General features: G+C 63.5%; 11 protein-coding genes. 4 read left to right on the top strand and 7 right to left on the bottom strand.

What is annotated here, in order from left to right; genetic code table 11:
* Positions 1-20: 20 nt before the first annotated feature.
* From AC1ECK_RS11675 to AC1ECK_RS11690, 4 genes are all read left to right on the top strand, one after another.
* Positions 21-968 carry a PDR/VanB family oxidoreductase gene (locus tag AC1ECK_RS11675; RefSeq protein ID WP_480319087.1) on the top strand — a complete coding sequence of 316 codons (948 nt, stop codon included), beginning with the start codon at positions 21-23 and terminating at the stop codon, positions 966-968.
* An 18-nt stretch (positions 969-986) separates the two neighbouring features.
* Positions 987-2066 carry an acetamidase/formamidase family protein gene (locus AC1ECK_RS11680; protein ID WP_480319089.1) on the top strand — a complete coding sequence of 360 codons (1080 nt, stop codon included), beginning with the start codon at positions 987-989 and terminating at the stop codon, positions 2064-2066.
* Positions 2063-2983 (top strand): LysR family transcriptional regulator, encoded by a 921-nt coding sequence (locus AC1ECK_RS11685; protein ID WP_480319091.1) that lies wholly within the window; start codon positions 2063-2065, stop codon positions 2981-2983. The genes AC1ECK_RS11680 and AC1ECK_RS11685 overlap by 4 nt, the downstream gene beginning before the upstream one ends.
* A 151-nt stretch (positions 2984-3134) precedes the next feature.
* Complete coding sequence (locus AC1ECK_RS11690) at positions 3135-4094, top strand: helix-turn-helix domain-containing protein (protein WP_480319093.1); 960 nt, start codon at positions 3135-3137, stop codon at positions 4092-4094.
* Between the two features lie 83 nt (positions 4095-4177).
* On the opposite strand, the gene AC1ECK_RS11695 is transcribed toward AC1ECK_RS11690, so the two are convergent.
* The 7 genes from AC1ECK_RS11695 to hyfB form a co-directional block, all read right to left on the bottom strand.
* Positions 4178-4831: an NADPH-dependent F420 reductase gene (locus AC1ECK_RS11695; protein ID WP_480319456.1), complete on the bottom strand. Its 654-nt coding sequence runs from the start codon at positions 4829-4831 to the stop codon at positions 4178-4180.
* A gap of 92 nt (positions 4832-4923) precedes the next feature.
* Positions 4924-5454: an NADH-quinone oxidoreductase subunit B family protein gene (locus AC1ECK_RS11700; protein ID WP_480319095.1), complete on the bottom strand. Its 531-nt coding sequence runs from the start codon at positions 5452-5454 to the stop codon at positions 4924-4926.
* Entirely contained in the window at positions 5454-7016 is a 1563-nt protein-coding gene (locus AC1ECK_RS11705) for a hydrogenase large subunit (protein ID WP_480319097.1), read from the bottom strand. The genes AC1ECK_RS11700 and AC1ECK_RS11705 overlap by 1 nt, the downstream gene beginning before the upstream one ends.
* 3 nt (positions 7017-7019) lie before the next feature.
* A complete protein-coding gene (locus AC1ECK_RS11710; RefSeq protein WP_480319101.1) occupies positions 7020-8480 on the bottom strand; it encodes a hydrogenase 4 subunit F in 1461 nt (486 codons plus the stop codon).
* The gene (locus AC1ECK_RS11715; protein ID WP_480319103.1) at positions 8473-9132 is read right to left on the bottom strand and encodes a formate hydrogenlyase; all 660 of its coding nucleotides are present in this window, start codon (positions 9130-9132) and stop codon (positions 8473-8475) included. The genes AC1ECK_RS11710 and AC1ECK_RS11715 overlap by 8 nt, the downstream gene beginning before the upstream one ends.
* Entirely contained in the window at positions 9133-10083 is a 951-nt protein-coding gene (locus AC1ECK_RS11720; protein ID WP_480319106.1) for a respiratory chain complex I subunit 1 family protein, read from the bottom strand.
* A complete protein-coding gene (gene hyfB / locus AC1ECK_RS11725; RefSeq protein WP_480319108.1) occupies positions 10080-12098 on the bottom strand; it encodes a hydrogenase 4 subunit B in 2019 nt (672 codons plus the stop codon). The genes AC1ECK_RS11720 and hyfB overlap by 4 nt, the downstream gene beginning before the upstream one ends.
* Positions 12099-12103: the final 5 nt, after the last annotated feature.

The raw sequence follows: 12103 nt of genomic DNA on the forward strand, positions 1-12103 counted from the left end.
ATAGGCAAACGGAAGCGCGCATGAAACTGCGCATCGTGAGCCGCGTGGAGGTCGCCCGCAACATCGTCGCCTTCGAACTCGAAGCGGCCGACCACCTGCCGCTGCCGTTCTTCGAAGCGGGCGCGCACATCGAAATCGATTGCGATGGGCGCGCCCGCCAATACTCGCTGTGCGGCGATCCCGCCGACGCACTGCGCTATCGCATCGCCGTGCAACACGAGACATCGGGGCGCGGCGGTTCGCGCTACATGTGTGAAGAAGTGCGGGTGGGCGATACGCTCGATGCCATCGGCCCACGCAATCATTTTCCAATAGTGGCGACCCAGCATTCGGCGCTGCTCGTGTCGGGCGGCATCGGCATCACGCCGATGCTGGCGATGGCGTGGGCATTGCATGCGGCAGGTGTGCGCTTCGACATGCACGACTTCACGGCCACGCGCGAGCGCCAGCCTTTCGTCGAAATGATCGCGCAGGCGCCATGGGGCGGCAGCGTCACGCGCCATCTCGGATTGTGCGAGGACTTCGCGCCGCTCATCGGCGGCTACGAAGCGGGGCGGCATCTCTATGTCTGCGGACCGTTCGCGATGATCGACGCGGTGCTGGACGCTGCGGGCGCACTGGGCTGGCCCGACGATCACCTGCATTACGAGCGCTTTAGCGCGCCCTCATCGGTCGGGCGTGACGCTGCTGCGCACGCCGATATGCCCTTCGACGTCGAACTCGCATCGACGGGCCGGCGCGTGAGCGTCGCGGCCGGACAGAGCGTCTGCTCCGCCCTTGCGGACGCCGGCGTGCAGATACCGACGTCGTGCGGGCAGGGCGTGTGCGGCTCGTGCATCACGCGCGTGCTCCACGGCACGCCTGATCATCGTGACTGGGTTCTGAGCGCGGACGAGCAGGCTTCCGGCAAAGTGTTCACGCCATGCTGTTCGCGTTCGACAACCCCGCTTCTTATACTCGATCTCTAACCTTCGACGAGCAATTCCATGGCATTGATTCCGACCGAAAGCGCGCCGCGCACCGCCATCCAGCCCGGCGCGCTGCATACGCTGCGCGCGACGCGTGAAAATGTTCACTGGGGCTATTTCGACGCGTCGCTCGCGCCTGCATTGAAAGTGCGCAGTGGTGACCTGGTGTACGCGGAAGCCGTCACGCATCATGCGGGCGATGCGCCCGACCTGATGATGGACGACGCGCTGCATGCACTGTGGCGCGCGATTCCCGAGCACGACCGCAATCCCGGGGTGCATATCATGACAGGTCCGATCCATGTGGAAGGCGCACAGCCTGGAGACATGCTCGAAGTGCGCTTTCTGCACTTGGCGCCGCGCTGTCGCTACGGCTCCAACCTGGCGGCGAACTGGGGCTATCTGTACAAGGAGATGGGCGAGAAAGAGCGCGTGACCATCTACGAACTGGACGACGGTGCGAATCACGCGTCCGCGCTGTATGCATACGACTTCAAGGGCAAGTACCTGACGCCCGGCACGATCACCGAGTGTCCCGCCTGCGACCGGCAGCCCGCACTCGACGGCGTGCGCATTCCCGCCCGTCCGCATCTGGGCACGGCAGGCGTCGCGCCTGCCGTCGACGGCCGCGTGAGCACGATTCCGCCCGGACGCCACGGCGGCAATATCGACAATTGGCGTATCGGCGCGGGCGCGACGATGTATTACCCGGTGCAGGTGGAGGGCGCGCTGTTTTCGATCGGCGATCCGCATGTATCGCAAGGCGACGGCGAAATCAGTGGCACCGCGATCGAAGCGTCGCTCAATGTGACGATGCAGATCGTCCTGCGCAAGGACTTTGCGTTTCCAACGCCGTTGCTTGAAACGGCCGATAGCTGGATCGTCCACGGCTTCGACCCGGAATTGAATCAAGCGCTGCGCAATGCATCGCTCGATACGATGCTGCTGCTGGAGGAGCACGTCGGCCTGTCGCGCAACGATGCGTATTCGCTGATGAGCGTCGCGGGCGATGTGGGTATCACACAGGTGGTCGATTCGACCCTCGGCGCCCACGTGCGCCTGCCGCGCGGAATTTTTTCGAAGCCCGGCAAGAAGTGAACAGGTTGCGCGAGATCGAGTCGTTCGTCAGCGTAGTCGATGCGGGCAGCTTTACCGCCGCCGCGGAAGCGGGCGGCGTTTCTCGCGCACTGGTGTCGCGCACCATCCAGGAACTCGAAAGCCGGCTCGGTGCGCGGCTCCTGCACCGGACGACCCGCAAGATTGCGCTCACGACGGCAGGCGAGGCCTACTACCGGTCTTGTCGCGACATCCTGGAGCGGCTCGACGTAGCGGAGCGGGTTGCGCAAGGTGAGCGCGAGCACGCCTCGGGCGAGTTGCGCATCAGCGCACCCGTCAGCTTTGGGATCGCGCATCTCGCGCCGCTGTGGGCGGGTTTGCTGGCGCGTGCGCCAGAAGTGCGACCCGTCATCTCGCTTTCGGACGCGCTCGTCGATATCGTCGCGGAAGGCTTCGACCTGGCGATTCGCATCGCACGTCCGGTGGAATCGTCGCTCGTGCATCGCAGACTCGCCAGCACGCCGCTCGTCATCTGCGCGTCGCCGTCTTATCTGGAGCGGCGCGGCGTGCCGCTCGAACCGGCCGATCTGTCCGCGCATCAATCGATCGCGTACGGGTACTTTAGCGAGCGCCACGACTGGCGGCTGCGCGAGCGGACGACGGCACGCGAGTACGTCGGACACCCGCGTCCCGTCATGAGCGCCAACAACGGCGAAACCTGTGTGGCAGCAGCCGAAGCGGGCGTCGGGCTCGTGCTTCAGCCGTTGTTTCTGGTAAGGGATAGTCTCGCGCGCGGACGGCTCGTGCCCGTGCTGGAAGACTTCACGCCACCGCCCATAGGCGTTTACGCCGTCTATCCGAGCCGGATTCAACTGCCTGCCAAAACGCGCGTCACGGTGGACTATCTGGCGGAGCAGTGGAGCGATGCGCCGTGGGCGGTACCGCCGGAGCAGGCGTGAGGATCATCGTTGCGGTGCGGCGTGCACCAGTGAAGGGTGGCGCATACCCGATCTCGGGGCAAAGTTGTGACAAACATGTGATTGCGACGCCATCGTGAGCTGGTCCGACATTTGCATTCGTTGACATAGATCAAAGGGTGGGGAGCGGAGTATGGCGCTAAAGTCCTGGCACTTTTCCACGCAGTCGATTTCGACGGAGCAGCGCCCGCAAGTGTGGCGTGATGCGATGAACGCAGCGTGCCTGCCGCACGACGCGGCGCGGATCAACGAAGGCTTCGAGGGCGACGTACACGGGATCGTCTCGCCGACGGGTATCGAATTCTCGCGCTTGCGTGCGACACCGCTCACCATCTCGGGCAGCTTTCGCGATCAACAGCCGGCGCTGTGGCTCGCCTTGCTGCTGGAAGGACGTTCGACATTCCTTGCTGCTGGCGAGCGGGTTCCCGTTGCGCGCGGCGACATGCTCTACGGACCTTGCGGCCGCGATTCGACCCTCGAACTGTGCGCCGATTTCCGGTTGCTTTATGTGCGTGTGCCGACGACGCTGTTGCGTCCGGGGCTGGTCGATCCACGCCGGCTGACCTGTGGCGTGCTGCCCGCCAACACGAGCCTCACGCGTGTGCTGGCGGCCATGCTGGCCGCCGTCGGCGACGAACTGGAGGGGCTCGACGCCGCGGATATCCATCCTATCGAGGTCGCACTGTCGGAGTTCATGATCGCGTGTCTTGCAAGCGAACATGCGATGCATACGCTCGGCGACCGCAAGCGCTCCGAGCATTTTTTGCGCATCTGTCAGTCGATCGATCAGCAACTCGGCGATGCCGAGCTGTCGCTCAACACGATCACCGAACAGCAACGTGTGTCGTCGCGCTACGTGCAGAAGCTGTTCGAGCACGCGGGCACGAGTTTCAGGGAATATGTCCGCGATCGACGTCTTGAGCGCTGCCGTCAGGAATTGACGAGCCCGGCACACTGGACGTTATCGGTATCGGAAATCTGCTTTCGCTGGGGATTCAACGATGCCGCGCATTTCAGCCGGCGCTTTCGCGCAAAGTTCGACATGACGCCGCGCGAATGTCGCAAGGCAGGCGGGATTGTCAACGGAGTGTGAGGGAAGGGCAGGGCTAAGCGTAAAAAGGCCGCTTGCGCCGGGAGGCGCAAGCGGCCAGGCAGATTGGTGCGTGCGAGAGGCGATTAGCGCGTGATCCAGGTCGGCGCGATCTGAACGCCCAGACCCGCGCCATAGCCCAGGTAGATGTTAAGACCGGCCACCGCTTCGAGGTAGCGCGCATTCTTGAGGCCGCCCGCGTCGATCACGTCGAAGCTCATCGATCCCGCCATGGATGCGACCTTCTCCTTCGCGGCCTTGTCGTCGCTCGCGACGAACACCGACGCCTTCTGTGACGGAAAGGCTGCGCCGGCATCCAGAACTTGAGCGAACAGCGTGTTGAATGCCTTGACGACAGAGGCGTCCGTCAGCTTCGCGATTTCTTCCGCTGCCGACGTCGTGTGGCCTATGGTCAGGCCCATGTAGTCATCCGTCAGCGGGTTGGTCACGTCGACGAGCACCTTGCCGCTGAGCGAGCCTGCTTCAGCGAGCGCCGCTGCCACATTGCCATATGGCACGGCCAGTATGATGAGTTCGGCGTTTTTCGCAACGGAGCTCAATGAAGCGCTTTTCGCGCCAAATTCCGCGGCGACTTTTTCAGCTCCTTCGAGCTTGCGGCCAGTCACTTCGACTTCGTGACCCGCAGCAGTCAGCCGTTTCACCATTGCCGCGCCAACATTTCCGTAACCTACTACCGCAATCTTCATTTGCTTCTCCGTGTTGAATTGACTGCAGCAAATTTACGGAATGATTCCGCGGAAATAAATGCCGGGTTGGTTGACAGTGTGTCAATGACGACCTTCGCCTTGTCGTTGATGCGTAGTTGAGTCGGTCACTGCGGAGCGGGCATCGCGCGCTTCCCACGAAGCGCGGCGAGAATGCCTCTCAGGATATCGATGGGCGGCGGCGGACAACCCGGTACCGTGACGTCGACAGGAAGAAGTGTCGAGAGCGCTCCACAGACGGCATAGCTTTCCTTGAACATGCCACCGGTGCAGGCGCATTCGCCAACTGCGACGACGAGCTTCGGATGGGGCGTCGCCTCGTACGCCCGCCGTACCGCTTCCCGCATGTTCAGTGTCAGCGGGCCGGTGACCAGCAGCATGTCGGCATGGCGGGGACTCGCGACGAACCTGATACCCAGACCTTCGATGTTGTAGTACGGATTGTTGAGCGCGTGGATTTCCAGCTCGCATCCGTTGCAGGAGCCCGCGTCGATCTCGCGAATGCACAGCGCCCGGCCCAGTACGTCGAGTATGTCGTGCTGGATCTGCTGGCTCTCGGTACGCCATGCGTCATCGCTTTCCGGCACCTGCTTATCCGGTGTGCCGGTTGTCGCGATCTGTTTGAGAAGTTGCCACATTACAGGTCGTGTCCCGCGTAGCTCAGATTGAATGACTTGTTGATCAGCGGGAAATCGGGAACGATATTGCCGATGATCGCGTGTTCCAGGGCCGGCCAGTTATGCCACGACGGGTCATGGCAGTGACAGCTCAAAATGGTCCCGTCAGCCCCGGTTTCGACCGCGATGAACACATCGCCCCGCCAGCCCTCGATCCATCCCACCCCACGGGATGGCGCGCCTGCGTGTTCAAGCGGCGTGACGATGGCGCCGCCCGGCAGGTCGGACAGGAGCGCGCGGATCAAGCGAAGCGATTCGTAGATCTCGTCGAACCGCACCGCGACCCGGGATGCCACATCTCCCCGGTCGTCACTGACTGCCTGCACCTGAACCTCATGGTAGGGTGCGTACGGATGATCGACGCGCACATCGAGTTTCCGTCCGCTTGCACGTCCGACCAGCCCGCACACACCGAAGTGCTCCGCCACCTTCGCAGAAACGATGCCCGCGCCGGCGAAGCGGTCCTGCAGCCCCGACTGATCGTCGTAAATGGTTTGCATCACGCGAACCTGGCTGTCGATCTGCTCGCATTGCGTCAGCATCGCGGTGATGCCGTGCGGATCGATGTCCGTTGCCATGCCCCCGGGAACGATCCGATCCATCAGATAGCGGTGTCCGAAGACCCGGTCGTTCAGGCGCAGCCAGTCTTCCTTCAGGCGGGAAAACTGTGCGAGGCCATACGCGAACCCCGCGTCGTTGCCCAGCGCTCCGAGATCGCCCAGATGGTTGGCAATGCGCTCGCGCTCGAGCAACAGCGCACGCAACCATTGCGCGCGTGGCGGAATTCTTCCATCCAACGCGCGCTCGACCGCCATGCAATAGGCCCAGGCGAAGGCGACCGTGGTGTCTCCGGAGATGCGTCCTGCGAGACGGTATCCGTCGAGCGCGGGCATCTGCTTGAACAGCCGTTCGATGCCCCGGTGCGCATAGCCCAGCCGCTCCTCGAGCCGCAGCACTTTCTCCCCGACGACCGAGAAGCGGAAGTGTCCGGGCTCGATCACGCCTGCGTGGATCGGACCAACGGCAATCTCGTGGACACCGTCACCATCGACATGGACGAACGGATAGTCCGCTTCCTGGGATTGAAACCGCTCGGTCCCTGAGGACACTCTCTGCAACGGAAAGTAATCGGTTGGCCAGTTGCCATGATTCAGCCACGGCCGCGTATCTTCGGCGCCGATCGCACGCAGTCCGAGCAGATCGTAGACGGCGCGTTGCATGCGCGTCGCGCAGGGAAAGACGGCCGACAGATCCGGGTAGCCGTACCCGCTCTCATGCCCGTCACCCGCGGGCAACTGAAGCCACAGGATGCCGTCTTCCAGCGCATACGCGGCGGAGATCACGAATACGCCTGCCGTCTCTTCGGTGCCCCACAGGGAGACCAGCCGGCCACCCGTCTCGCGCACCGTTGTGGCGGTTCTGGTCCATGTGTCGGCATCGACCCGCGCGAGAAACGCCGAAGACCTGCCTGCATTCGCCGACAGGCGGACTTGGTTGGGAAACCCGAATGTCTCGATGCGCATCTGTCACCCCGCGATCATGGCCGCCGCCTGCCGATACCACGTCGCAAGATAAGGCGGAATGTAGAGTCCCAGCATCAAGCTGACGCCGAGATGGACGAACACCGGTAGCAGCGCCGGCGGATGCTCGAGCACCTTGGCCGTGGTGTCGCCGAACACCATGCCTTGCACGCGCACGAAGATGGCCGCGAACGCCACGGCCAGCCCGAGCAGCAGAAACGGCGTGGCCCATGGGAGTTTGCTCATCGCCGTGGTCAGGATCAGGAACTCGCTCGCGAAGACGCCGAATGGCGGCATGCCCAGGATCGCGAGCGTCCCGAGCATCATGCCCCACCCGACGGTTGGGCTTACGCGCAACAAACCCCGGATGTCGTCGATCACCTGGGTGCCGGCCTTCTGGGCCGCATGCCCGACGGTGAAGAAGATGGCCGACTTCACCAGCGAATGCACCGTCATGTGCAGCAGGCCGGCAAAGGTCGCGATCGGACCGCCGAGGCCGAAGGCGAACGTCATCAGGCTCATGTGTTCGATCGACGAATACGAAAAGAGCCGCTTGACGTCTTTTTGCCGGAACAGCGAAAAGGTTGCGACCAGCACCGAGACCAGTCCGAAGCCGACCAGCAGGCGTCCCGGCAAGCCGTTCTGGAGTGCGCCGTCGGCCAGGACCTTGCAGCGCAGCACGGCGTAGAGCGCGACGTTGAGCAGCAGGCCGGACAGCACGGCCGAAATCGGCGTGGGGCCCTCGGCATGCGCATCGGGCAGCCAGTTGTGCATGGGTACGAGGCCGATCTTGGTGCCATAGCCGACCAGCAGGAACACGAACGCGAGCGAAATGATGGTCGGGTCGAGACTGCCCTTGACCGCGTTCAGACTGGTCCAGAGCAGCGCATCGCCGCCGCCGAGCTGCCGGCTCGCGGCGAGATAAAGCAGGATCGTGCCGAACAGCGCCTGCGCGATACCGACGCCGCACAGAATGAAATACTTCCATGCGGCCTCGAGACTGGCCGCGGTGCGATAGACGCTGACCAGCAGCACCGTGGCGAGCGTGGCGGCCTCCATGGCCACCCAGAGGATGCCCATGTTGTTGGTCAGCAGCGCGAGCAGCATCGCGAAGATGAACAGTTGGTACATGCAGTGGTAGAGCCGCATGCGCGGGCCGGTCATCTTGCCGCGGTCGCGCTCGATGCGCATGTACGGCCGCGAAAAGATCGACGTGGTCCAGCCGACGAAGGCCGTCAGCGCGACCAGAAACACGTTGAGCGGATCGACGAAGAACAGCTTGCCCAGCGCGAACGCGGGTCCGTGCGCCACGGTTTGCACGGCGAGCAGCGCGGCGGCCGCGAAGGTGAGGAAACTGAAGCTGACGTTGAGTTCCGCCGCGATGTGGTGCTGTCCCACGAGCGCGAGACAGATGCCGGCGAAGAGCGGGATCCCGAAAACCAGCAGTAGTACCCAGGCCTCAGTCATCTTTGAGTTTCTCGAGGTGGTGAATGTCGAGGCTGTCGAACTGCTCGCGAATCTGGAACATGAACACGCCGAGGATCAGAATACCCACCAGCACATCGAGCCCAATGCCGAGTTCGACGATCATCGGCATGCCGTTGGTTGCCGCGGCAGCGGCAAAAAACAGGCCGTTTTCCATCGACAGGAAGCCGATCACCTGCGGTATCGCCTTCGCGCGCGTGATCATCATCATGAACGACAGCAGCACGCAGGCGAGTGCGATGCCGAGCGTGCCGCGTGCGACCGATGAGGCGAGCTGGCTGACCGGCGACGCGACATTGAACGCGACGATCACGAGCACGATGCCGATCAGCAGCGTGGCGGGAATGTTGAGGAGCGACTCCACGTCCGTCTTGACGTTCAGGCGCTGCACGAGTCTGTAAAGTATCCAGGGAATCAGGCCGACCTTGAGCACCAGCGTGAGTGCTGCGGAGATATAGAGGTGCACGTCGGCGGTGACGTATCCGAGGATGACATTCGCCGACACGAGTGACAGGCCCTGCAGCGTATAGAGGTGGATCAGCGAGAGGATCCGGCGCTGGCTGAGCATTGCAAACGACAGCAACAGCAGGATCGCGGCCAGGAAGTTGATGATCTGCGTCGCGAAGCCGTGCATTCACGCCCCCAGCAGAAAGTGAACCAGCATGCCGATGACGGCCAGCAGGAACGCCGTCGCGAGGAACTCCGGCACGCGGAAAATGCGCATCTTTGCGTTGCTCGTTTCGACGACCGCGAGCGCCGCGCCACCGATCAATAGCTTGACGAAGAGCGCCGGTATCGCGAGCAGCAGCGCCGTCGGATTGCCGGCCTCGGCGATGCCCCACGGAATGAACAAGGCGAGGCCGATGCACGAGTACGCGAACAGTTTGAGGCTCGCGGCCCATTCCATCAGCGCGAGATGCCGGCCGGAATATTCGAGGATCAGCGCCTCGTGGATCATCGTGAGTTCGAGGTGGGTGGTCGGGTTGTCGACCGGCAGGCGCGCGTTTTCGGCGAGCGACACCATCGTGAACGCGATCCCTGCGAACGCGAGGCTCGGATAGATCGCCAGCTCGCGATGACTGAGCGTGGCGACGATGCGGGTCAGCAGGGTGGACTGCGTAATCAGCGATGCCGAAAACAGCACCATCAGCAAGGCCGGCTCCGCGAGGAAGCCGACCAGCATCTCGCGGCGCGCACCGAGCGTGCCGAACGCGGTGCCGATATCCATCGCGGCCAGCGAGATCATCACGCGGGCGAGTGCGAACAGGCCCACGAGGGCGATCGCGTCCGCGGCCGGCGACAGCGGCAGGTCGGTTGAAAGCGTGGGGACGATCGCGCAAGCGAGCGTCATGCAGGCCCAGACGACATACGGCGCGCCGCGGAAAATTGGACTCGCCTGCGCGGCGACGACCGACTCCTTGTTGAACAGCTTGTGCAGCATTCGGTACGGCTGCCAGATACTTGGCGGACGGCGGTTCTGCAAGCGCGCGCGGCACATGTTGACCCAACCGCTTAGCAAGGGCGCCGCTGCGAGCGCGAGCAGGATTTCGAGCCCCTGGGAGAGCAATCCGGAGAACGTGATCATCGTCTCACCAGCATCAGCAGCACGATCAGCACGACGAAGCTGTGCATCAGGTAGACCGCGATGCGGCCCGTCTGGAGCAAGCCGGCCAGCGCCGCGATGCGCTTGACCAGCCGCTCGATCGGCTCATAGATCAGCGCCCACGCGCGATCGGTCACGCTCACGCGATACGTGGGCTGGCTGTCGAACGGCGAAGGCAACCGCCGTTCGATCCTGAACAGCGGCGCGAAGATTTCGCGGATCGGTTGTCCGAACCCTTCGGCCGTGTCCTGCATGCGTGCGTTGACAAACGGATAGCCGCAGGCCCAGGGCGCGGCCCGCCGCAGGCGTCCATGGTAAAGACGCCGCACCAGCACCCATGCGAGCCCGCAAAAGGCAACGAAGAACAACAGGAACACCGCGGGCATGTAGCTCGCCCGGTCTACGCTCGTGGGGGCGAGCAGCAGCCAGCCGTTCCTTGCGACGGCGGCTCCGATGCCGGCGCCCACCAGCCGCTCTGTGACGCGGTCCAGCACGGCCACGAGCTGCACCGGCAACAGTCCGAGCAGCACGCACAGCGCAGCCAGCCAGACGAAACCGGCCCGCTCCCACGCACTGGCGTCGTGTGCTTCGGCGAGCTTCGCCTCGCGCGGCTGGCCGAGAAAGACGATGCCGAAGAACTTGACCATGGTGTAGCCAGCGAGCGCGGCCACCAGCGCGATCAGCGCGGCGACAAGCGGCACCACCATGTTGAGGAACGGATCGGGCAAGCCCGGCGTGAACAGGAAGCTTTGCAGCAACAGCCATTCGGAGACGAAGCCGCTCAACGGCGGCAGCCCCGCACTGGAAAGCGCGCCGACGAGCGCGGCCCACGCGGTCCATGGCATGAAACGGATCAGGCCACCGAGGCGTCCGAGATTGCGTTCGGCTGTGGCATGAAGCACGGAACCCGTACCGAGAAACAGCAGGCTCTTGAAGGTGGCGTGGCTCGCGATCTGATAGAGCAGGGCCGTCAGCGACAAGGCGGCGAGCGCGGTCATACCGTAGGCGCGAAACAGGATCGCGAGCCCCATGCTGACGAACATCAGGCCGATGTTGTCGATCGACGAGTACGCAAGCAGCCGCTTCATGTCCGTCTGGATGGCGCTGAACACCACGCCGAACAGCGCGGTGAAGAGTCCGAGTATCAGCATGAGCACGCCCCACCACGCAATCTGCACGTGCAGCAGATCGAACACCGTGCGCAGCACGCCGTAGAGGCCGGCTTTCAGGACGAAGCCGCTCATCAGGGCCGAGACGGGCGAAGGTGCAGCCGGATGAGCCTCGGGTAGCCAGACATGCAGCGGAAAAATGCCCGCTTTGGTGCCGAAACCGAACAGCGCCAGCAGAAACGCGGTGGATGCCCAGAACACGTCCAGATGCTGCTGACGCATGTTGGCGAACGTATAGTCGCCGGTATTGGCCTGTAGCAGGCCAAAACACAGCAGGAGCGCCAGCGCGCCGACGTGCGAGATCAGGAAGTAGAGCCAGGCGGCCCGGCGGATTTCGGCGATGCGGTGATTGGTCATCACGAGGAAGGTGGCCGACACCGTCATCGTTTCCCACGCAACCATGAAGCAATACGCGTCGTCTGCCAGCAGCAGTACCGCCATGCTCGCGAGGCACACGTGATATTCGAAGCACAGCAATCCGGGGGGTGTGCCCTCGCCCTTGCGGAAATAACCCGCGGAGAACGCGCTCACGCCTGTGCTCACGACGCCGAGTACCGAGAGGAAATAGGCTGACAGGCTGTCGAGTCTCAGATGAAACGGCAGGTCCGGCAGCCCGCAAGGCAGGACGGCTTGCTGGGGACCCGAGAACACGCCGGACAGACCCAGTCCGCACAGAAGCAGGCCGAACACCGCACTGACCGGAAACAGGCCATGCGCCACCACGCGTGTGCGGCGCAGATTTGCGAGTCCCAGAGCTCCGACGACGAGCCAGCCCGCGACCACCAGTAGCACGTAATGGATGACCTGATTGTTGTAATCGGCTGGCAATCCAA

This window comes from Paraburkholderia sp. SSBN10T (assembly GCF_056619545.1).